Raw genomic sequence first — 22818 nt, 5'->3', positions numbered from 1 at the left:
GCCGGGCACCTCGCATTTTGCAGCATCATTCGCTACATGGGCGCGATGACACAATATCTGACCGTTGAAGACCACGATGTCCTGATGAGGGATGGCACCATCAAGCTGCACGGCCCCGCCGGGTTCGAAGGCATGCGCAAGGCCGGGCGTCTGGCCGCAGAGATCCTTGACGCTTTGGCACCGCTGGTGGTTCCCGGTGCGCGGACCGACCATCTTGACGATGTGGTGCGGCAGATGACGCTGGATGGCGGCGGGATTCCGGCCACGCTGGGGTATCGGGGTTATACCCATTCCTGCTGTATTTCGATCAATCACGTGGTGTGCCATGGCATTCCTTCGGACAAGACGCTGAAGGACGGGGATATCGTCAATATCGACGTGACACCTTTGCTCGATGGCTGGCACGGCGATTCCAGCCGCATGTATCTTGTTGGCGATGTGCCGCTGAAGGCGCGCAAGCTGGTAGACGTCACATACGAATGCCTGATGATCGGCATTGCGCAGGCCAAGCCTGGCGCACGGCTGGGCGATATTGGCGCTGCGATTCAGGCCCATGCCGAAAGGCAACGCTATGGCGTCGTGCGCGAGTTTTGCGGGCATGGCCTTGGCCGCCTTTTTCATGATTCGCCCGAAGTCATTCATGCCGCACGTGCCGGAACCGGGCCGGAGCTGCGCCCCGGCATGTTCTTCACGATTGAACCGATGATCAATCTGGGCAAGCCGAGCGTCAAAATTCTGGAAGATGGCTGGACGGCCGTGACGCGGGACCGTTCGTTGTCGGCGCAATTTGAGCATTCGATCGGGATTACCGATGACGGGTGCGAAATCTTCACCGCCAGCCCCAAGGGATTGCACCAACCGCCCTACGCGGCATGATCTGCCCAAAAAATCGGCAGCCTCTGCGCAAAATTTGAGCACTAATTTAATAAGCCCGCGCAATCTTGCGCATGCAACGCCTGCGCATTCGATTCAAATCTTGCACGCCCCCGGATTTTACGGCTTTCGCGATGCAGCATCATGTCCTAGTGATTTGTGACAGCACGTGGCACGATTCTTGTAACGGGAGTGCTACGAAAAGGATAAATCGCCGGTTTGCGCCAGTTGTGCTCCGGCCCGCGTTGCAGGGGTCTGAACGACGTGAAAAAGGTCGAAGCGATCATCAAGCCCTTCAAGCTCGATGAAGTAAAGGAAGCGCTGCACGAAATCGGCGTGTCGGGCATTACTGTTACCGAAGCCAAGGGATTTGGCCGCCAAAAGGGCCATACCGAACTATATCGCGGTGCAGAATATGTCGTTGATTTCCTGCCGAAGGTGAAGCTTGAAGTCGTTGTGGCTGATGCATTGGCCGATCGCGTAGTCGAAGCCATCGCTTCTGCTGCACAGACAGGCCGGATCGGCGACGGAAAGATATTCGTGATCCCGGTTGAAAGCGCGCTGCGCATCCGCACCGGAGAGCGCGACGACGACGCGATCTGATAATTCCAAACGAATTTTGCCCCGTCCGGTAAACGCGGGACGGGGCGTCAAAGCGGGGGTAGGCCTGTGGACGGGCACGCCTCCAGAAAACCCCAGATACCCCCCGGACCTCTCCCACGGGGGCAAAAGAAGGACTAGCCATGGCAAGTGCAAAGGACATTCTCGCCCGCATCAAGGACGAGGAAATCGAGTGGGTCGATCTGCGCTTCACCGATCCCAAGGGCAAGTGGCAGCACCTGACCATGGTTGCGGGCCTGCTTGGCGAAGACGAGCTGGAAGACGGCCTGATGTTCGACGGTTCGTCGATTGAAGGTTGGAAGGCCATCAACGAATCCGACATGATCCTCAAGCCTGACCTGTCGGCTGTGTTCATCGATCCGTTCAGCGCTTCGCCGATGATGATCATCGTTTGCGACATCGTTGAGCCATCGACCGGCGAACTCTATTCGCGCGACCCGCGCTCGACCGCCAAGCGCGCCGAAGCGTTCGTCAAGTCGGCTGGCGTTGGCGATACTGTCTATGTCGGTCCCGAAGCCGAGTTCTTCCTGTTCGATGACGTCAAGTTCTATGACGGCTACGATGGCAACGGATTCCGCATCGATGACGTGGAACTGCCGACCAACAGCAACAAGGAATACGAAGGTGGCAACATGGGCCACCGTCCGGGCGTAAAGGGCGGCTATTTCCCGGTTGCCCCAATCGACAGCTGCGTCGACATCCGCGGCGAAATGGTTTCGACCATGATCGAAATGGGCCTGCCCTGCGACAAGCACCACCACGAAGTGGCCTCGGCCCAGCACGAACTCGGCCTGACCTTCGGCACGCTGGTCCAGACCGCTGACCGCATGCAGGTTTACAAGTATGTCGTGCAGCAGGTTGCACACGCTTATGGCAAATCGGCCACGTTCATGCCCAAGCCCATCAAGGGCGACAACGGATCGGGCATGCACACCCACATTTCGATCTGGGAAGCAGGCAAGCCTCTGTTCGCCGGTAACGGCTATGCCGGCCTTTCGGAAATGTGCCTGTACTTCATCGGTGGCGTGATCAAGCATGCCAAGGCACTGAACGCCTTCACCAACCCGACCACCAACAGCTACAAGCGTCTGGTGCCGGGCTATGAAGCCCCTGTGCTGCTGGCCTATTCGGCCCGCAACCGCTCGGCATCGTGCCGCATTCCCTATGGCGCCGGTGCCAAGGCGAAGCGCGTCGAGTTCCGCTTCCCTGATGCGATGGCCAACCCTTACCTTTGCTACGCCGCACTGCTGATGGCTGGTCTCGATGGAATCAAGAACAAGATCCATCCGGGCGAAGCCATGGACAAGAACCTCTACGATCTGCCGCCGGCAGAACTCGCCGAAGTTCCAACCGTGTGCGGCAGCCTTCGTGAAGCTCTGGACAGCCTTCAGGCTGACCATGACTTCCTGCTGCAGGGCGGTGTGTTCACCAAAGACCAGATCGAAGCCTACATTGAACTCAAGTGGCCCGAAGTGATGCGTTGGGAAACCACGCCATCGGCGGTCGAATTCGACATGTACTATTCGCTCTGATCCCTGCGATCAGCGAAGACACGAAAGGGCGTCCGGGAAACCGGGCGCCCTTTTCGATTCCCCACCCCGAGCGCCGACAACAACGCACGACGCTGTGATCTTTTCCACAGATTGCGACGAAGCGAGGTGAACGGTGATTGCCGCAGGATGAACGGAGGTGCGCAGGACTCCCCGAATTCGCCAAAATCCTTAGTCATGCTGCACATGCTAAAGAACGTGGTCGCAGCCCTCTTCGCCGTTTTCGCCTTTGTGGCTCTCCCGACGGCAGCACATGCCCGCCTGCAATGCGTGGTTTACGCCCGCCAGATTTCTGACGTGCAGATCAGCGGCAACGCACGCGAATGGTGGAGCAATGCCGAGGGCCGCTACGAACGAGGCCAGGAACCCATGGCTGGCGCAGTACTTGCCTTCAGCGGCACCCGCGCCATGCCCTACGGCCACGTGGCCGTCGTTCGCAAAATCGTCGACGATCGCCACATCCTGATTGATCATGCCAACTGGTCGGGTCCCGGCATGGTTGAACGCGGCGTAATGGCGATTGACGTTTCGGCAGCTGGCGATTGGAGCGAAGTGCGCGTCTGGTTTGCTCCAACAAAATCGGTCGGTCTGCGTGCCAGCCCGGCAAAGGGCTTCATCTACCCTCACACGCAAACTGCCGGGTCTGTGGCAAAGTCAGAGCTTCAAGGCTAAGCGGCCGCGCGCTTAGCCATTTACGACTTTGGCGGGCACGACCGCCGTTACATCGCCAAGCAACGCACGCGCATTCTGTGCAGGCATCGCCTCCCAGAACAGGTGTCCCTGAATCATCTGACATCCGGCCGCCTGCACCAGCGCACGTTGCATCGGGGTTTCTACCCCTTCGGCAACCACCTTCATTCGCAGCGTATGGCCAAGCGATACTATCGCCCGCAGGATCGCATGAGCGTCCAGATCAGCTTCGATGTTCTGCACAAACGAGCGATCAATCTTGATCCGGTCAAACTGGAACGAGCGCAAATAGCTGAGCGAGGAATAGCCAATCCCAAAGTCATCAAGGGCAATGCGGAATCCGCGATACTTCAGCCCCTTGAGCACCTCGATCACGTGCTCACTGCGGTCCAGCATGATCCCCTCGGTCACCTCCAACACGAACCGGCGGGGATCGGCCCCGGTTTCACGCACCATTTCGTCGATAGACTGAAGAAAATCGCTGGCCATGATCTGCAAAGGTGAAAGGTTTACCGAAATGTCGCAGTTCGGCCAGTCGCGGCATTCCGTAAACACGCGACGCAAGACCCATGCACCCAGCGGGATCATCAACCCGGCCTGCTCTGCCACGGGGACGAAAAGCCCCGGACGGATCGATCCGCGTTCAGGGTGAGGCCAGCGAAGCAAAGCCTCGAAGCCTTCGATCGTACCATCAGCAGCGGTCACGATAGGTTGGAAGGCTAGGGTCAGTTCGTCCCGCGCAATGGCACGGCGCAGTTCCATTTCCATTTCGCGCCGCAGTTTTACCGATGCGTCCATATCGCGCGTGAAACGGCGATAGCGGGCTCGACCACGCTGTTTGGCCCGATACAGAGCGATATCAGCACGGCGCAACAGTTCGCCGGGGTCCTCACTTTGATCGGGTCCCCAGCTGATACCGCAGGACAGGCTGATCTCCAGGCTATGTCCAGATATGATAAACGGCTCGCGCGTCATCGCCATCAACTGCCGGCCAAGCATGTCTGCGGCAGTTTTGCCGCCTGTGCTGCGCCGCATAAGCACGAATTCATCTCCGCCAAAGCGCGACAGGAAATCGCCAAGGGGGAGCGAGCGACGTAACCGGATGGCAACCTGCCGCACGAGTTCGTCCCCTACGTGATGCCCCAGCGTGTCGTTCACGACCTTGAACCGATCAATATCGACATAGGCGACGAACACATCGCCCAATTCGCGGCGAGCCACGCAAGCGGCAAGCTCCTGGCGAAGGCGCTGCATGAAATGGGCGCGGTTCGGCAGGCCTGACATGGCATCATGCAGCGCATTGTGCTGGGCCTGCGCCTCACTTGCCATCAGCTCGCTGGTCGTGCGCCGCATGCGCCGCACAATGATGGCACCCCCCGCGACGACACCGACGAAGAACAGAATGTAGATAGCCAGCAAAGGGGCCGTCTGGCGCAGGATGGCTGGTCCTGGCGGCTTGGTCTTCCACCCGATCCAACCGATCGTGCCTCCGTGAATATCCTTGATGGCTAAAGAATTGCGGGTAGGCTCGCTTATCGGCGACGCGAGAATGTGCACGTCCTCCAGCAGCAACGTGGATTGAAGATCGGCAATGATGCGCCGATCCAATTTCCGCACAAACACGAGATAGTCTGGCGCTCCCTTCAGCACAGACGGCGTTGCATTCGGTATGACTGAGGCTACGGCGACGATGGCAGGACTGCCATCGATGCGCATGATCGCCGAAGCCCCCAGCGACAGTGGCAGCCCTTGCGCGTCATAGGGCCATCTTACCGCGCCTTGCTGACGCCACTCGCGCGCATCGTTGCCCGCAGCATCCCTGCGCAGCGATCGTTTGATCAGGTCGTTCGCGGTGGTTTGCAGCTGGTCATAGCGACAATCTTGAACCACCGTCGGCCCTATCCAGCAGCGCAGCAACTGGCCGTTTATCCCGACGTGGTAGATCCTGTCGATCCTGTGGCTGCCCCAAAAATAGCCTGCGATAAAATCCCGCGCCCATACTTCAGCATCTGGAGCCCGGAGCCGGGTAACAGCATCATCCCAGACGAGTTGCAGTTTTCCCGCCTCCAGGATCTGGCGTTCGCTACGCACCAGAAACCGCTGGACCAGATGCTGCTCCTCTTCGCGGGCAAACTTGTCGGCAATGTCGGTGGAGTTGCGGAACGCTGCAACCAAGGCTGCGGTGAGCGCCACAAGGGCAAGAAATGTCGCCACGACAATCCATCCGGCGTTCGTCTCACCATTGTTCTGCCGCCGCCCGGCCATTGTGGATCGTCCCTTCCCCATCTTCGGCAACGTAGACAGAGGGTTGCAAAGAAATGGTTACCAAAAAGTACGCACCGCGACCTTAGGCATTGAAAGACTTGATTCATCTGTCGCGGCGGAACCGAAGCCGCGCTCAGCGGTTTGCGGCATGATACAGGACGGGATGTGGAGAGAACTTTCATGCTGCTGACAATCGCGCTCGTGCTGTTCGTCCTGTGGGCGCTTGGCGTCTTTGCATTCAAGGTTACGGCCGGGGTAATCCACCTGGTGCTGGTTGTGGCGCTGGTGATCGGGATGGTTCAGCTGATCAGGGGCCGCAAAGTCTGAATCTTTAAGTCTGCGATGCTCAAAGGCGAAATCTGACGGAATCTGCCAAGGTAAATCGGTTGCGGATGGCAACTGTGTTGCCTAATCTTCAGCCTCAGACCGGCTGCGTTTTCTCGCGGCCATAATCTCGTGGAGAGCATGACATGCGTGAGCGGCTTCAGCATTACATCAATGGCAAGTGGGTCGACAGCGAAGGAGGCAAGCGCCACGAGGTGATCAACCCGGCAACAGAAGAGGCCTGCTGTGCGATAACGCTTGGCACGTCGGCCGATGTCGACAAGGCGGTCGCCGCCGCTCAAGCCGCATTCAAGACTTTCAGCAAGACATCGCGTGAGGAGCGCTTGGCGCTGATGGATCGCATCGTCGCAGAATTCAAGAAACGCGCTCCCGATCTTGCTGTTGCCATGGCTGAAGAAATGGGAGCACCGGTAAGCTTTGCCGGAACCGGACAAGTCGGTGCCGGGATCGGCGGGTTCCTTGGCACGATGGCCGCGCTCAAGAATTTCAATTTCATGGAAGACAACGGCGCCTACAAGGTCGCTTACGAACCCATCGGTGTGGTCGGCATGATCACCCCGTGGAACTGGCCGCTCAATCAGATCGCGTTGAAGGTTGCACCGGCGCTGGCAGCGGGCAACACCATGATCCTGAAGCCATCGGAAGAATGCCCCACAAACGCTGCGATCTTTGCCGAAATCATGGACGCAGCAGGTGTTCCCCCCGGCGTATTCAATCTAATTCAGGGCGATGGCCCGGGCGTTGGTACGGCGATCAGTTCGCACCCCGGCATCGATATGGTGAGCTTCACCGGATCGACCCGCGCAGGCATTCTGGTGGCCAAGGCCGCAGCCGACACGGTCAAGCGCGTGCATCAGGAGCTTGGGGGCAAATCGCCCAATCTGGTCCTGCCCGATGCCGATTTTGCCGCTCATTTGCCATCAACCGCGTCTGGCCCGCTGGTCAACAGTGGCCAGTCCTGCATCTCGCCCACCCGCATTCTGGTGCCGCGTGAGCGTGAACAGGAGGCTGCAGCGTTCGTCTCTGCGATGTATGCGGCAACGCCGGTGGGCGATCCGATGCAGGAAGGGCAGCACCTTGGTCCGGTGGTGAACAAGACGCAGTTCGACAAGATCCGCGACCTGATCCAGTCCGCCATTGATGATGGTGCCAAGCTGGAGACGGGCGGGCCCGATCTGCCTGCAAACGTGAACCGCGGCTATTACATCAAACCCACGGTGTTTTCGGGCGTAACGCCAGAAATGCGCATTGCGCAGGAAGAAATCTTCGGCCCGGTGGCCACGATCATGGCCTATGACAGCCTTGATCAGGCCATCGAAATCGCCAACGACACCGCCTACGGCCTGTCCGCCTGCATCACCGGCGATCCGGCAAAGGCTGCGGAAATCGCGCCAGCCCTGCGCGCCGGTATGGTAGCCATCAACAACTGGGGCCCATCGCCGGGCGCACCATTCGGTGGCTACAAGCAATCGGGCAATGGGCGCGAAGGCGGGCTTTACGGCCTGAAGGACTTCATGGAAATGAAGGCGATCAGCGGCCTGCCTGCCTAAGCCTGACACCGGGCAAGAGTGAAAGGGCCGCTCCTACTGTGGAGCGGCCCTTTTCGTTGCGCTGCCGGGCAGAGGCTAAGGCGCGGGGATAGACTTCTCCCAGCAACTGTTCGAATGTTTGCTGCCATTCAAAGCGTCCGGTAACGTGGGCACGTGCCGCACGGCCCATCGCTTCGCGTGCCCCGCTGTGCCAGACCTGCATGACCGCGGCCGCCATCGCCTCTGCATCATCAACACTTACCAAGAGGCCGGTTCCCGGAACGACACGCTCGGGCATGGCGCCCGATGAAACGCCGACCACTGGCAATCCGCTGGCCTGCGCTTCAACAATCGATATGCCAAAGGTTTCATCCGCCATCGCCGAGACATAGATATCGGCCGACGCGAGGGCCCGGGCGAGCTCTTTTCGTTCAGCCATGAAACCCGGGAAAGCTACCTGCATGCCATTTGCTTCCTCACGCAGGCTGTCGCGCAACTTGCCATCGCCAATCATCACCAGCCCCGCATCAAGCGCAGGCGGCAAGCGTCGGAACATCGCCAGAAGCCGGTCGGCGCGCTTTTCGTTGTCGATCCTCCCAGCGTATACCAGCAGCGGTCCCTTGGCCGTCAGGCCCAGTTCCGTGCGAAATGCAGGATCATGGCGGTCCGGGTGGAACAACGTCGTATCAACACCCAGTGACATCACATCCACGTGATCGACGCGATATCCCCGCAGCACATCGGCCATCATCGCGCTCAATGTATAAACCCGGTCGAATTCGCGATACGTCACTTGCGCGTAACTTGTCGCCAATCGCCGCAAGCCACTTCCGACGAATTCGCCAAAGAGTTCAGAGCCAACCCGGTGGATATGGGCGTTGGGAAAATCGGTGTGATAACCCGCCACCAGCGCCGTATGCGGAAAGGCTCTGCGATAATTGATCGCCGTCCACGGCAGCACCCATGGGCATTGCGATTCAATCAGGTCGGGCCGAAACTGTTCAAGCACTTCGCGCACCACTTTCGTGCGCATGATGAAGCGATAGTTCGGGCTGCCCCGCACCGGATCAGCGCCCACTTCCACCCAGATATGGCGCCCCTGCTCCACCACGCGGTCTTCCGGTCCAGGCACGATCTGCAACAACCGGTGCTGCGTCTGGTCGATCACATGGCGCTGCTTTTCGCGCAGATAAGTGCCAATTCCGCCGCCGCCGTGCGGAGCATAGCTTTGAGTGAGGTCGCATATCAGCAGGGGTTCAGCGGAGGTGTTCATGCTCCCCGAAAGGCCATGCCAGCGTTTCAGTTTAAGGACGACATGAAGCTGCCGTTACAACCGGATCAGCAATTCCTCAAAGCTCAGTAATCCTTGGCGATGCGCAAGTTGAGGCTCTGATCACCGATGGTCGAAACCATGCCAAGCAACGCCAGCCAGCGGGTGATGCGGAATTCTACCGACGTTGCGTTATAGCCCGCGCCATCGGTAATCAGTTCCACGAACACCCGCCTGCCAAGGTACTTGCCCACCGCGATGCTGGTGCCCGCACCCAAGGCAGGATCGGCACCCACAATCCTCAACCGGTCCAGCCCTATGGCCGCGCGCAGCTTGTTTATCGGATCCAGCCCGCCACCACCACGCAGCGATGCCAGCGCTGCTGCCAATTGCACAGCTTCAGGTGCAGAAATCTGCGTGATCGAACTGCCAAACAGGATGCGACTTAGCAGTTCTTCTTCTGGCAAAGCAGGTGTCGAAGAAAATCCGATGACCGGCTTGTTCCCTGTGCCGGAAATCGTAATCTTCGCATTGATATTGTTGGCATCGCCTTCGGCCACGATATCCAGTTGCGGGTCTACCGGCACTTCGCCGGCAAAGCGGATGCGACCGCGCGTCAATTCAAAGCGCTTACCCGCAAATTCATAGCCGCCGCGCACCAGATCTGCCGTGCCGAAGATTTGCGGCGCAGCAGTCGTCCCGCGCAGGCGGATGTCCGCTCCCCATTCGCTGTCCAGGCCAAGCCCGCGAACATCAATGCGGTTTGCGCCTGCCGCATCGATCATGAACTGCCACGGCTTGAATGCCGCGCGCGGCGGCGCAGCATCGGCATGAGCGTTGATCTCACGCGTGGGGATGTTAGGCAGTTCGCCTACGGCCGTGGCTTGCCCCAGAGCCCATTTTGCCCGTTCAATCCGCACCCGGCCAGCTATGGTGCCACCGACGCCGGAACTAATAATCCGCAAGGGTCCGGTAACGGTCGCACCCATATCGTCTCGGCTGATGAGCTGCGCATTCTGCGCCGACAGCTTCAGGTCGATGGTCGGCCCATGTTCCGACAATTCGGCCAGACCGATCGTGCCACTGCCCGAAACGCGCCCGCCGTTCGCCGTCACACCGCTAAAGCGCGCCAGTTGCAACGAGGAATCGGTGAAGGAGCCCGTCAATGCCACATCGCGTATGTCGGTTCCGGTCAGCGTACTCTGCACGCGCAACCCCTTGGACGAAACCGCCCCGCGCAGAACCGGAGCCATGATCGTGCCCGAAATATCGGCCTGCACGCCAACCGGGCCAGTCAGATCGAAGATTTCCACGCCCGAAAGCCGCCAGAGCGCTTCGGCTGCACCTGAATAGCGCAATTGCCCGGTCAGTTGCCCCGCCTCAAGCCGGTCCATGAACGCACCGCCACGCGGCAATCCGCCGATACGCGCCTGCAACCGCCCACGTACCGCTCCGCTTTCACGGAACACGGTGCGCATCTGCACGGCATCCGGGTCCAACCGGCCCACCAGCGCTACATCAACTGGACGCGACGTCAGCACAAGGCCAGACCGCGACAATCCTTTGATCATCAGCGCAACGTTTCCTGATGGCGCACCCTGCCCATCATTGCTGTAATCGATGATGCCTGAAGCAAGGCCACCAAGGCCCAGATCAGCCACGACAATATCGATCACGGACAGCGGCATCCGCGCCAATTGCACGCGCAGTTGGGTCGGCCCGCCCAATATTCGACCCTCGGCGATGATGATGCCCCGGCCAAATCCGATCTGTGTGGGAGACAAGCGCCAGCCGCGATCTTCACCGTCACCTTCGCGGGTCAGTATGGCGCGCCGCGGCATCGATACCTGTCGCCCGGCATACTCGCCCGAAACGTATGTCACCACCTGTTCCGGTGAAAATGCCGCAGTGCCCTGCAGATTGAAACGGGTTCCCCGCCGACCGGCAACAGAAGCGGTAACCGATCCACTCCCGTCCTGCAGATATGCCGCCGCCGCCAGTTTGCCGATGAAGACTTTGCCCATGCCGATGCCCTCGGCCAGAAGATTGCCCTCAATGGTCGAACTGCCATCTTTCAACAGGCCGCTGGCATCGATCCGGGCATTGCCAACCGAAAGCGGGCTGGCTCCGCCAAATCTGGCATTGCGTGCCGTGATATTGGCATCAAAGCCCTGGCCACCATCGCGTGGAGCCAACAGAACTGTGCCGTCAAGCCCTCCGCCGACCAGCGCAATTTGCCCCGCAAGCCCCTGATCACCCAGCGTAAGCCCGCCAGTAACGTCAGTTTGCCAAACGCGGAAGCGCTCGATATCGATGCGGGTTGCCTGCTTTGGCGGCATGAACAGGCCAAAAGCGCCATTGAATGGTCCAAGAGCGGATTGGCCTTCAGTCTCGATACGGAACCCGTCGGCGATGGGCGCCAACGCAACCCGCACATCCTTGAGCCCTGCCGCAGGCAACGGGCTGGCCAATACCAGCACGGCGTTCGGACCGGCAGACGTCATCGCCGCTTCGACTGTGAACGACCCATATTCGGTATGCCGCCCGCTGCCTTTGAGCGAGGCAGTACCACCCATTTCAACCCGCCCATCGAGCGCCATCTGCAGCTTGGCCGAATTGATCGTTGCCTTGCGGAACGTCACCGGCACCCGCTCACCCAGCGCCAGCCCACCGGCGAAGCGCAAGCCGCCGCCGGTCAGCGTTTGTAGAGTAGCGTTGTCGATCCGGGTCATGCGTCCGGCAAGATTCGCCTGCAACGTCCACGGCACGCCATTGCCCAGCTTGAACAGGATCTTGGCAGTACCGTCCACGGCACCAAGGTGTTCAACCGCAAACCCGCGCGCGACCACCGGCCCGGCCAGCGCATAGCCACCGCGCGCCATATCGCCACGCAAATAGAGCTTTGCGCCAAGGCCTTTCATCGCCAGCGTCAGGTCATCCGATGTCAGCCTGCTGCCTTCGAACACCAGATTTCCGCCAATGCGGGCACCTGGGAAACGGGGATCGATCATCGCATTGCCGCTGACAACGCGCCTCGCCGTTACGGCCAGTGGCAGTACGAAGCGCTTGCCATCCCATGTTGCAGTGCCTTCTGATCTAAGGCCTTGCGCGTCTAGAGTGCCAAGCTTCAAGCGCTCTACTGCAACCGTATGTTCGATGGCCAGATCATCAAATGCGCCATCCAGCGTCGCATCAATATCCACGCCCGCCAGTTCGGGCGTTGCCAGCACCAGCGCTGGCTGGAGCAGCTTGGCTTTGACCCGCAGAGCATCAGCCGTGTTTTCGGCCAGATTAAGTCCGCCCTCAGCCGATGCCTTGAATGCAGCGCCTGCCGTACGGAACTGCCCGTTGAAGACGTTGCCCGCAAATGTGCCGTCATAAAGCACCGATAGCGCGTCACCGACAGCTTGCCCTGCGGTCCCGCTCAACAGTGATCCAGCATAGGCCTGCCCGGCAAGGCGATAGGTGCCCGAACGGTTGCCAAGCTGGAACGCCGCCAGCTTGCGTCCGTCTTGCGTGGCATAAGCGATGCCATCCCACTTCGACCAACCACCACGGCCAAAGACTTGTGCCTTGATATCGGATTCCACGCCCGCCATCGCCGCGATCACACCATCCTTGGGCGCATCATAGACCAGCCGCAGATCAAACTTGTTGCGATCAGGCTCGCTGTCCAGCCGGAACATGATCCGGTCCTTGCCACCAAACAGGCCGTCCACATCGACAATGGCATTGCCGCCCCGGATATCGGCCTTGGCCAGAACGTCGACACGCCGCTTCTGTCCGGCCAGCGCTTCAGACACGGTCAGGTTGTCGATCACCAGCTTGTCCACCCGAATATCGAAGTCGGGCAGAATCGGCGCATTGGGGTCTTCGCTGGGCCGCAAGCGCGGGGCGCGGCGCAGAACACCGCGATGCAGTGCAAGCAGGCGTACGTCGAGGCCGGTCTTCAGCCATGACAATGGCCGCCAGTCCAGCTCAGCTTCCGGCACGGTCAGGAACACGCCTTCAGGGTCGCTCACCCGGATATCGCGCAGCTTCGCCTCGCCATAGATCGAACCGTCGATCCGGCCGATCTCGATGCGCAGGCCCGATCCTGGCGTGATCGCAGCGATCCGGTCGGCCACCAACCGGTGCCCCAGCGAAGAATCGAGAATCATCAAAGCCGCCAGAACAAGCGCGACAGCCGCCACCGCCAAAATCGCCAACCGCTTGGCAAAACCACGCGCAATGCGGCTCCGGCGCGATCGGACCGGTACTGCGGGTTGCGCTGCAATCTGCAGATCTTCGTCTGGCGACGGCATAGGCGGCTGTTCGTCGGCCATCAGAATGCCTGCCCCAAAGCAACGTACACACCGATGCGGCTGTCCCCCGGCGAGGGGTTGAGCGGCGTGCCCAGATCGATACGGATTGGGCCGAAGTTGGTTTCGTACCGCAGGCCGATCCCTACGCCGACCTTGATATCGCGCAAGCGGGGCGTGCTCGTGGTGTCCACCGCGCCTGCATCCACGAATGGCACAAGGCTGATCGCCCCACCCATCAGGCCCGTCTTGACCCGCGCTTCGAGCGAGAATTCGCTCAACGACCTGCCGCCGCTGGGCTCGCCTGCGGTATCGCGCGGGCCGATAAGCTGGAACCCATAACCGCGCACCGATCCGCCACCACCGGCATAGAACCGGCGCGATGGCGCAATGTTTGTAATATCGGTGCCCAGGATCGAACCAAGACGCACGCGCCCTGCTACGACCAGCTTTTCGCCAAACGGCTGATAGTAGCTGGCATCAAACTGCAGCTTGCCATAGCTCGACCGCGCACCATCCTGCACCGAGATTTCGGGCGAGGCGCGCAAGCCAACGCGGAAACCTCGCTTGGGATCCAGCAGATCGTCGCTGCCATCGTAGGCGATACGCATCGGCAGTGCGCCGATGAAATAGGTCTGGCGCGGCGCATTGGCTGCGATTGCTGCAGCATCGCGTTCACTCGTCGCCAGAATTTCAACGCCCGCTGCAAATATGACCGGCTTCTGGTATAGCAGCGTCTGCAACCGCTCCAACCCGCCAAGGAAGGAAACCGTCCGGGCCTGAAACGCCGTGTTGCGCTGCTGCCGTCCATAAAGATCGGCGGTCAGCACCAGATCACGCGTCAGGAAATTGTTGCGGCGGAACGTCAGCCCCAGCAATTGCTCCTGCGTCCCCGCCACGCCGCGCACGCGCACCATGCCTTCGGGCGGGAAGAAGTTGCGGTGTTCCCAGCTGGCTTCCACGCGGAACCCTTCGCCGCTGGAATAACCCACCAGCCCAGCTAAAGTGCGCAGCGGCCCCGGTGTCAGCGAAACATCGACATCGACCGTCCCCGGCGCCCCATTGGCTGGCGGCGTGGCTTCGCGCGTTTCGACAGATACCGATGATACCAGCCCGGTCGCCAGCACGGCCTGCCGCAGATCGTCCACGTCTGATCGTTGGAACACATCACCCGGATCGAACTTGGCAATGCGCTGCAAATGCTTTGCGCTCAGGAACTTGTCGCGAGAAGATGTAACCTTGCCAAAGCGGTATAAGCCACCCGGTTCAACCGGCACGGTAAGATCACCTTCGCGCCGTTCATGGTCGATCAGCAGGTCCGGTTCGGCCACTTTGGCAAAGGCATAGCCTGTTTCACCAAGCGCGGCCTGAAGGTTCAACCGTTCGGCCACGATCCGATCAGCGTTGACGGCGTCCCCGGGATTGATCTTGAACGCGCCGCGCAAAGCGCTGAAGTCGTTGCCAGTCGCTTCCAACTTTCCGAAAGCCAACTGGCCAAATTTGTACTGCGGACCCGGCTGGATGTCGAAGCGCACTACAACCTTTTCGACATCAATCGGTCCGCGCGCATCGCCCTCGCCGGCTCGCTCCAGCCCACCCAGCGATTGAAACACGCTGGCGTCATAATATCCGTAAACCCGCAGTATCTCTACCAGCAGTTCGGAATCCGTCCTTCCGCGCCGCACTACCTGCGCAAGATTGTCCTTGCTGTCGTCATAAGTCTTGAGGCTGGACAGCGAAGCAAACCGGGCGACAATTTCGTCTTTCTCGGCAATCGCATCTTGCCCGATCGGGAATGCCAGCTCCACCTGCTTGCCAATCCGCGCAACATCGGCTTTGGCGAGGCGCTCTTCCACTTCGGCCTCGTCCTGACCCGGAAGCGCGTCGACCGCCGCATCGACGGACTGTTCAGCTACATCAATGTCAGGATCGGGCGAGAGCGGCGTGATCTCGGGAATCTCGCTGCCATCGGGCCAGGGGATCGTAATCCCCGGCAACTCAGGCATTTCCACATCAGCCGAAAGCTCGCTGACGGCCAGAGCGGTCGGCACGACACTGCGCGCCGCTTCGGTATCAAGCGCCCAGCTTTCCGCATCCTTCACCGCCGAATCCGGGATCAGCGCTTCAAGCTCCTGATCCGCATTTAACGATTGGGCCAACGCATGACCGGGCAATGCCAGCACCATCAGTCCGGCAAGGATACGGAACAGCGGCTGCTGGTAGTTTGGCCTAGATGTGGGCGTAACGCTCCTGCGCGCCGTGCACGCCATCTTTAAGGCTGCCTTCGACACCTGGCTCCACACCGGTCCGCCCGCGCCGCAGCGATACGGCCCGCTCGATTGCAATGGCCTGTTCGGCAGGTTCAAAGCGTTCCCACCCATCGCGGCCCAGTTTTTCCATGGGGCGGAAGCGCACCTTGTATTGCATGCGCTCGGATCCTTCGACCCAATAGCCGAGGTACACATAGGACAGCCCGACTTGAGCCGCGCGCTGAATGTGGTCGAGGATGATGAAAGTGCCAAGCCCGGCCCGCGTCTCGTGTTGGGGATCATAAAAACTGTAGATCATCGAGAGGCCATCGCCCTGCTCGTCGGTCAGACAGGCTCCTACCAGTCTTCCCGGCGAGCCGTCCAGCGTTGGCTCCCTGTATTCAATCACATAACTCTTGACGGGCGTGTGCTCCACCATGTCCGCGAAATCCATCTCGTCCATGGTCGCCATCCCCCCGCCGGGATGACGCACGGCCAGATAACGCTGCAACAGTTCGAATTGTTCCGGCGTCGACCAGGGTTTGCAAACATTGACCACCAGATCGCGATTGCGCTTCCAAATCCGCTTCTGCGTGGAGGAGGGGCGGAAATCCTGCGACACCACGCGAACCGATACGCAAGCCATGCAATCAATGCAGCTCGGCCGATAGGCTACGGTCTGGCTTCGTCTGAATCCGATGCGGCTAAGCGCATCGTTCAATTCGTCCGTGTTCGCGCCCTTAAGCTCGGTAAATACCTTCCGCTCGCTCCGCCCCGGCAAATAAGGGCACGGCGCGGGGCTGGTCACGAAAAAGCGCGGAAAGCGGACGGGCGCGGTCACGGCGTTGCGGATGCTCCTCAGGCCGGACTATCCTGCCTGTCAGTAAGGAACATGCCCCAGTCGTGGCATTCGTAAAAGCCCCTTAACCATATCGTTGTGTACATTTCTGGCAGAAAACGGTGCCGAAACGGCGTCAACACCCGTTCATTTACCGCCAGTCCGGATACAGGACAGTGCCCCGTCAACAAGTTAACGCCACCAAGCCGCGCTCAGCCCAGTTCCACCTGCTCCACATCGTATCCTTTGGCGCGCAAGCCCGCCACCAACTGGTCGATCTGTTCGCGGTCCCTTGCCTCGCACTCGATCTCGGCGGTCAGGCCCTTCGCAGGCAGCGAGGTAAAGATGCGCTGGTGCCAGACCTCAAGGATGTTCACCTGATGGCGGTTGAATTCCTCCACCACCTTGAACAGCGCCCCCGGCCGGTCCTGCAGCGTAATGCGCAGCCGCCCCAGCCGCCCGGACCGCGCCAGATCGCGCAGCAACACGTTGGCCAGCAGCCGCGTGTCGATATTGCCACCGCACAGCACCACGCCCACCTTGCGCCCGGCAAAGCGCTTGCGATGCGTCATCACCGCCGCCAGCCCCGCCGCGCCTGCACCTTCAACCACGGTCTTTTCAATCTGCAGCAGCAGCGCGACCGCACTTTCCAGCGCCGGTTCGCCCACCAGCACGATATCGTCGACAATCTTGGCCAGTACCCTTCGGGTAAACTGCCCCGGCTCCTTCACCGCGATACCCTCGGCCAGCGTATCGCCGCCGCAAGGCAGATCGAGGTGCTTGAGCGTGGCATACATCGAAGGGAACAGTTGCGCCTGCACGCCCACCAGCCCGATCCCCGGCTTGATCCCGCGCGCCGCTGTGCCCATGCCCGAGAGCAGCCCGCCACCGCCAATCGGCACGACCAGCGTCTCGATCTCGGGCGCATCTTCCAGCATTTCCAGCGCGACAGTGCCCTGCCCTGCCGCCACGTTCGGGTCATCGAACGGGTGAACGAAGGTCAGCCCCAGTTCACCCTCCAGCCTCCGTGCGTGGGCATAGGCCTCGTCAAAAGTCTCACCTTCCAGCACCACTTTGCCGCCCACCGCCTCGGTCTGCATGATCTTCACGGTGGGCGTGGTCTTGGGCATCACGATCGTCACCGGCACGCCCAGCCGCGTGCCATGATAGCTGAGGCCCTGCGCATGATTGCCGGCCGAAGCGGCGATAACCCCCCGCGCGCGCTGCTCATCATTCAGCAGCAACAACGCATTGAGCGCGCCGCGCTCCTTATAAGCCGCGGTAAACTGCTGATTTTCAAACTTCAGCCAGATATCGGCCCCAGTGATCGCGCTCAGCGTCTTGCTGTGCATCGTGGGTGTGCGCACCACATGGCCCGCAATTCGCCCCGCTGCCGCACGAACATCGGCAAGGGTCAGCAGGGCATCGCCCTGATCGGCGGTTTTGAGCGCAACATTTTCCATAGGGGAGCGCCCTAACGGAAAGCGGGCTTCAAGAAAACCTCCGAGTCTGCACCAAACTGCCGGTCAGACCGTGCTGCGCTGCTCCAACAGGCTGCGAAACACCGCCACTGGCACCAATGCCGCGCAGATCGCAGCAGTATCAGCCACCCAATCGCGCCAATCTGCCGTACGATGCAGCGCCGGAATCGCCTGCACCAGCTCAATTCCCGCCCCCACCAGCGAAAGCCAGACCAGCGCCCGCACCAGCGAAAGGCGCGGCCACCCCGTGCCTGCCAGCAACGTCAGCGTGAAAAAGGCCAGCATGTGCTGCACCTTGTCGCCCACATCGGTCATCGGCAACTGGGGTGGCTTGGGCAATACCGCCATGACCAACGCAAAGATCAGCGCAGGCCAGAACAGCAGCTTCGCCAGACGGGAGAGGGTTTCAAGCGCTTTCAGCATCTGCCTCAACCATGCTGCAATGCAGCACAACTGGCAAGTCCAAGCGCCAAGTAAGCGGGGGTGGCACGAGGCCGTAAACCGGATATGAAGCGGTGCATGACAGACGAAATCGCCCCCACATCGCCCCTAAATGTCTCCTTCCTCGGCCTTGGCAAAATGGGCGGAGCCATGGCCCGCCATCTTGGCAATGCTGGGCACCGGCTAACGATCTTCAACCGCACGCCAGCCCGCGCAGAAGCCTGGATTGCCGCCAATCCCGGCCTTGCGACGCGCAGCGCATCAAGCCCGGCAGAGGCCGCCGATGGTGCGGACGTCGTGATCACGTGCGTCGGCAACGATGATGATCTGGCCGACGTCGTACTCAGCCCGAATGGCGTTTTCTCCACGCTGAAGCGCGGCGCGCTCTACATCGATCACACCACTGTCTCTGCCCGTATCGCCCGCCAGATCGCCGTCGAAGGGCGCGACAAGGAATTGCTCTGTGTTGATGCGCCGGTCACCGGCGGCCAGTCTGGCGCCGAAAGCGGCACGCTGGCCATCATGTGCGGCGGTAGTGCAAAGGCGGTAGACGCCGCCCGCCCGGTGCTATCAGCCTATGCCAAGCGCGTGGTTCATGTTGGCAAATCAGGAGCTGGCCAAACCGCCAAGATGGCCAACCAGATGTGCATTGCAGGGGCCATCGCTGGTCTGTCTGAAGCCATCCGCTTCGCCCAGCTTGCGCACCTTGATCTTGATAAAGTGTTCGAAGCCATTTCGGGCGGCGCGGCGCAATCGTGGCAGATGGACAACCGCTTCCACACGATGGCCAAGGACGAATTTGATTTCGGCTTTGCGGTGGACTGGATGCGCAAGGATCTGGGCCTTGCCATGGACGAAGCGCGCAATCTGGGGGCCAGCGTGCCCGTCACCGCGCTGGTCGATCAGTTCTACGTCGATGTTCAGGCCATGGGCTATGGCCATGAAGATACGAGCGCGCTGATCCGCCGCTTGCCTCACCGGAAGGGCAAGGCATGATGCTGCTCCGCACTGCGCTGGCAGCCCTGCTGCTCACCACATCAACTACAGCCCTTGCCGATACGCTGGTTGATAACGTGCGCGGCGCAACTATTGGTGCAAACGGGCAAGTCGAACAGTTCACCGGCCTGCTGTTTGATGCCACCGGCACGATCAAGCGCGTTATCCATGCGGGTGACAAAAAGCCCCGCCCACGCAAGGAATACCAGTACCGCATTGATGGCAAAGGCCGCGTCATGCTGCCCGGCATGATCGATGCCCACGCGCATGTGATGGGCCTTGGCTTTGCCGCGCTCAGCCTCGATCTGTCCGAAACCACCTCGCTGGCCCAAGCGCTCACCCTGATTGGCAAGTTTGCGGCCGAACACCCTGATCGGCCATGGATTGTCGGGCGCGGCTGGAATCAGGAATTGTGGAAACTGGGCCGCTTTCCCACAGCGGCAGAGCTTGATGCCGTCACCGGCGGCAGGCCGGTCTGGCTCGAACGCGTCGATGGTCACGCCGGATGGGCCAATAGCGCGGCGCTGAAAGCTGCGGGCATTACCGCCGCCACGAAAGACCCGGCAGGCGGCAGCATCGAACACTTGGCCGATGGCGGACCCGCAGGCGTACTGGTCGATGCTGCGATGGACCTCGTCGGCGCAAAAGTTCCTGCCCCACGCGCTGAAGACCGCGACGTTGCCTTTGCCACCGCCCAGCAGATCCTGTTCAAGCGCGGCGTTACTGCGGTGGCCGATATGGGCAGCACCATCGAAGACTGGCAGACCTACCGCCGCGCAGGCGATGCCAACAAGCTCTATGTGCGCGTCATGTCCTATGCTTCGGGCGTCGATCAGATGACGCTGATCGGCGGCCCCGGCCCTTCGCCCTGGCTCTATCAGGATCGGTTGCGGCTCAATGGCGTGAAGCTCTATCTCGATGGCGCACTCGGCTCACGCGGGGCATGGCTGAAAGCCCCCTATGCTGATGCCCCCACCACGCGCGGGCTGCCGCAATTGAACCAGACTCAGCTTGGCAATCTGATGAGCCGGGCGGCGATGGACGGCTTCCAGATTGCCGTCCACGCCATCGGCGATGAAGCCAACGCCACCGTCATCAGCGCCATCACCGACCTTGCCGATACCTACAAAGGTGATCGGCGCTGGCGCATCGAACATGCGCAGATCATCGATCCCAAGGACTACGCAAAGCTCGCCCGCAGCGGGGCCATCGCCTCGATGCAGCCCATCCACCAAACGTCTGACCGTGTGATGGCCGAAGCCCGCCTTGGGCCAGATCGCCTCGCCGGGGCCTATCCGTGGAAGTCGCTAAAGACTGCAGGCGTCCGCCTTGCTTTCGGGTCAGATGCGCCGGTCGAACTGGCCGATCCATGGGCAGGCCTCGCCGCCGCCATCAGCCGTCAGGGCCCGGACGATCAGCCCACCGGCGGCTGGCAACCGCAAGAACGCCTTGCCCCTGCCGAAGCGCTGGCCGCTTACACCGCCGATGCCGCTTATGCAGGCTTTGCCGAAACCCGCTTCGGCCGCCTCGCCCCGGGCATGCGTGCGGATTTCGTGCTGGTCGATGTCGATCCCCTCACCGCCAGCGCTGCACAGGTCCGCGCCACGAAAATCAGCGAAACGTGGATCGGTGGGGGCCGCGTGTGGTCGGTGGAGGAAGGGACGATTACAGGTAAGTCCGCAAACTAGGAAAATCTCCCAAAGTCCCGTTCGTGTCGAGCGAAGTCGAGACACCTCACGCGGTGTCTCGGCTTGGTGCCACGGCACGAAGTTCATCCCGAGCTTTTCGAGGGGCTCAACACGAACGCCTCTTGATCAAACTCAAGGCAAAAGCGGCGTCTGCCTTGCGTCCATCTCCGCTGCCCGCTCCGCCGCCTCTTCCTCGGCCCGGCGCTTGGCATCGGCCTTTTCGGTAAAGCGCATTAGCACCAACGTGCCTTCGAACAGCAGCAGCAACGGGATCGCCAGCATCAGTTGTGAAACCACATCCGGTGGCGTGGCCACGGTTGCCACGGCAAAGATGCCCACGATCACATAACGCCGTGCCGTCACCAATTGAGTGCGTGACACGATCCCGGCACGGTTCAGCAGCATCAGCAGCACCGGCAGCAGAAAACTGATGCCGAAGGCCAGAATGAACTGCATGACGAGGCTCAGGTAATCCCCCGTCCCCGGCAGCGCTTCCAGTTGCAGCCCGCCCTTGTTGCCTTCAAAACCAAGAAACCATTTGAACGCGGTCGGCATCACCACGAAGTAAGCAAGACTTGCCCCCATCGTGAACAGGACCGGCGTTGCCAGCAGGAACGGCAGAAACGCCTTCTTTTCACGCGCATAAAGCCCCGGCGCGACAAAGGCCCAAAGCTGATTGGCGATCACTGGAAAGCTGACCAGAAACGCTGCAAACATCGAAACTTTCAGCTCGACGAAGAACGCCTCATACAGCTTGGTGTAGATCAGCTTGCCCTGCCCCGGTGGAAAGGCATGGACCAGCGGCTGCACCAGCACGGCGAAGATGTTGTCGGCAAAGTAGAAGCACACCGGAAACGCGATGACCAACGCATAGACGCAGCGCAGCAGACGGGTGCGCAGTTCCAGCAGGTGATCCAGCAGCGGGGCCTGTGTTTCGTCGATATCGCGGATCATGGCTGCGATGTATCCGGCTTTGCCGCAAGGTCAGGCACCACTTCGGGTGGCATTGGTCCAACCATCACCGGATCAGCATTGGGAGCATCTGGCGCCAGCGGCGTTGGAAACGGATCGTTCTGATCGGCGGCTGCTTCAGGCGTCTGTCCGGCAGCAGCGGCTGCAGCCTCCTGCGCCGCCGTTTCGCGCATGATGCGCTCGTTCTGCTCCTTCCACTTCTTTTCCATCTCCTCCATCTCCGCCTCGCGGATCATGGTTTCGATGCCAGAGCGGAAGTGGTTGGAAACGCGGCGCATCTTCGCCACCCACTTACCAGCCGTGCGCAGCGCAAGCGGGAGGTCCTTCGGGCCGATCACCACGATCGCCACAATGACCAGCAACAGAAGTTCGGACGCGCCGACGTCAAACACGGCTAATGCGCCTTTATAATCAGTATCTTACTGTACCTGATCGGTGGAGGTTGGCTGCTGCGCAGGCTGCGCGGGCGGCGGGGTCTGCTGCTGCAGTTGCGCAGGCGGCGGCGGGACCGGCTTGTTGTCCTCGTCCGTCATGCCCTGCTTGAAGCTTTTGATACCCTTGCCGAAATCGCCCATCATTTCCGAAATGCGGCCACGGCCGAACAGCACCAGCACGACCAGCGCCAGCACGATCAGGTGAGGAAGGGAAAGACCACCCATGTCACAAACTCCTTTGCGCCCCTAGATAGGGACGGCGCGCGCCACTTGCC

General features: G+C 60.8%; 18 protein-coding genes. 8 read left to right on the top strand and 10 right to left on the bottom strand.

Going from position 1 to position 22818, the window contains the following annotated elements; all coding sequences use genetic code 11:
* Positions 1-45 precede the first annotated feature (45 nt).
* The 4 genes from map (at position 46) to AC2A1F_RS02340 (ending at position 3716) form a co-directional block, all read left to right on the top strand.
* A complete protein-coding gene (gene map, locus AC2A1F_RS02355) occupies positions 46-876 on the top strand; it encodes a type I methionyl aminopeptidase (RefSeq protein WP_484208148.1) in 831 nt (276 codons plus the stop codon).
* Between the two features lie 261 nt (positions 877-1137).
* Positions 1138-1476, top strand: a complete 339-nt coding sequence (locus AC2A1F_RS02350) for a P-II family nitrogen regulator (RefSeq protein WP_484207167.1) — start codon at positions 1138-1140, stop codon at positions 1474-1476.
* Between the two features lie 140 nt (positions 1477-1616).
* Positions 1617-3026, top strand: coding sequence for a type I glutamate--ammonia ligase (gene glnA, locus AC2A1F_RS02345; RefSeq protein ID WP_484207166.1), 1410 nt, complete (start codon positions 1617-1619; stop codon positions 3024-3026).
* 216 nt (positions 3027-3242) lie between these two features.
* On the top strand, positions 3243-3716 hold the full coding sequence (locus AC2A1F_RS02340) for a CHAP domain-containing protein (protein WP_484207165.1): 474 nt from the start codon (positions 3243-3245) through the stop codon (positions 3714-3716).
* Between the two features lie 12 nt (positions 3717-3728).
* Here AC2A1F_RS02340 and AC2A1F_RS02335 read toward each other — a convergent pair whose 3' ends face one another.
* Complete coding sequence (locus tag AC2A1F_RS02335) at positions 3729-5999, bottom strand: putative bifunctional diguanylate cyclase/phosphodiesterase (RefSeq protein ID WP_484207164.1); 2271 nt, start codon at positions 5997-5999, stop codon at positions 3729-3731.
* A gap of 180 nt (positions 6000-6179) precedes the next feature.
* Here AC2A1F_RS02335 and AC2A1F_RS02330 point away from each other — a divergent pair, with 180 nt between their 5' ends.
* Positions 6180-6326: a lmo0937 family membrane protein gene (locus AC2A1F_RS02330; RefSeq protein WP_484207163.1), complete on the top strand. Its 147-nt coding sequence runs from the start codon at positions 6180-6182 to the stop codon at positions 6324-6326.
* A 143-nt stretch (positions 6327-6469) separates the two neighbouring features.
* Positions 6470-7894 carry an aldehyde dehydrogenase family protein gene (locus tag AC2A1F_RS02325; protein WP_484207162.1) on the top strand — a complete coding sequence of 475 codons (1425 nt, stop codon included), beginning with the start codon at positions 6470-6472 and terminating at the stop codon, positions 7892-7894.
* On the opposite strand, the gene AC2A1F_RS02320 is transcribed toward AC2A1F_RS02325, so the two are convergent.
* From AC2A1F_RS02320 to AC2A1F_RS02295, 6 genes are all read right to left on the bottom strand, one after another.
* Positions 7875-9146: a glycosyltransferase gene (locus AC2A1F_RS02320; protein WP_484207161.1), complete on the bottom strand. Its 1272-nt coding sequence runs from the start codon at positions 9144-9146 to the stop codon at positions 7875-7877. The two genes, AC2A1F_RS02325 and AC2A1F_RS02320, sit on opposite strands and share 20 nt — an antisense overlap.
* An 83-nt stretch (positions 9147-9229) precedes the next feature.
* Entirely contained in the window at positions 9230-13468 is a 4239-nt protein-coding gene (locus tag AC2A1F_RS02315; RefSeq protein WP_484207160.1) for a translocation/assembly module TamB domain-containing protein, read from the bottom strand.
* Positions 13468-15714, bottom strand: coding sequence for an autotransporter assembly complex protein TamA (locus AC2A1F_RS02310; protein ID WP_484207159.1), 2247 nt, complete (start codon positions 15712-15714; stop codon positions 13468-13470). The genes AC2A1F_RS02315 and AC2A1F_RS02310 overlap by 1 nt, the downstream gene beginning before the upstream one ends.
* Positions 15674-16534, bottom strand: coding sequence for an arginyltransferase (locus AC2A1F_RS02305; protein ID WP_484207158.1), 861 nt, complete (start codon positions 16532-16534; stop codon positions 15674-15676). Before AC2A1F_RS02305 ends, AC2A1F_RS02310 begins: the two co-directional genes overlap by 41 nt.
* A gap of 209 nt (positions 16535-16743) precedes the next feature.
* Positions 16744-17994 (bottom strand): threonine ammonia-lyase, encoded by a 1251-nt coding sequence (locus AC2A1F_RS02300; RefSeq protein WP_484207157.1) that lies wholly within the window; start codon positions 17992-17994, stop codon positions 16744-16746.
* 63 nt (positions 17995-18057) lie between these two features.
* The gene (locus tag AC2A1F_RS02295) at positions 18058-18435 is read right to left on the bottom strand and encodes a VanZ family protein (RefSeq protein WP_484207156.1); all 378 of its coding nucleotides are present in this window, start codon (positions 18433-18435) and stop codon (positions 18058-18060) included.
* A gap of 96 nt (positions 18436-18531) precedes the next feature.
* Here AC2A1F_RS02295 and AC2A1F_RS02290 point away from each other — a divergent pair, with 96 nt between their 5' ends.
* Together AC2A1F_RS02290 and AC2A1F_RS02285 are read left to right on the top strand one after the other, a co-directional pair.
* Positions 18532-19449, top strand: a complete 918-nt coding sequence (locus AC2A1F_RS02290; protein WP_484207155.1) for an NAD(P)-dependent oxidoreductase — start codon at positions 18532-18534, stop codon at positions 19447-19449.
* Positions 19446-21137, top strand: a complete 1692-nt coding sequence (locus AC2A1F_RS02285; protein ID WP_484207154.1) for an amidohydrolase — start codon at positions 19446-19448, stop codon at positions 21135-21137. The genes AC2A1F_RS02290 and AC2A1F_RS02285 overlap by 4 nt, the downstream gene beginning before the upstream one ends.
* Positions 21138-21269: 132 nt before the next feature.
* On the opposite strand, the gene tatC is transcribed toward AC2A1F_RS02285, so the two are convergent.
* Genes tatC through AC2A1F_RS02270 form a run of 3 tightly spaced genes read right to left on the bottom strand, consistent with a single transcriptional unit; the run spans position 21270 to position 22768 of the window.
* A complete protein-coding gene (gene tatC / locus AC2A1F_RS02280; RefSeq protein ID WP_484207153.1) occupies positions 21270-22091 on the bottom strand; it encodes a twin-arginine translocase subunit TatC in 822 nt (273 codons plus the stop codon).
* Positions 22088-22501 carry a Sec-independent protein translocase protein TatB gene (gene tatB, locus AC2A1F_RS02275; RefSeq protein WP_484207152.1) on the bottom strand — a complete coding sequence of 138 codons (414 nt, stop codon included), beginning with the start codon at positions 22499-22501 and terminating at the stop codon, positions 22088-22090. Before tatB ends, tatC begins: the two co-directional genes overlap by 4 nt.
* A 27-nt stretch (positions 22502-22528) precedes the next feature.
* Positions 22529-22768 carry a twin-arginine translocase TatA/TatE family subunit gene (locus AC2A1F_RS02270; protein ID WP_484207151.1) on the bottom strand — a complete coding sequence of 80 codons (240 nt, stop codon included), beginning with the start codon at positions 22766-22768 and terminating at the stop codon, positions 22529-22531.
* Positions 22769-22818: the final 50 nt, after the last annotated feature.

This window comes from Novosphingobium sp. HNCC26BN242 (genome assembly GCF_057180525.1).
Note: the sequence above shows the minus strand (reverse complement) of the source record. Positions and strands in the feature narration are given on the sequence as shown.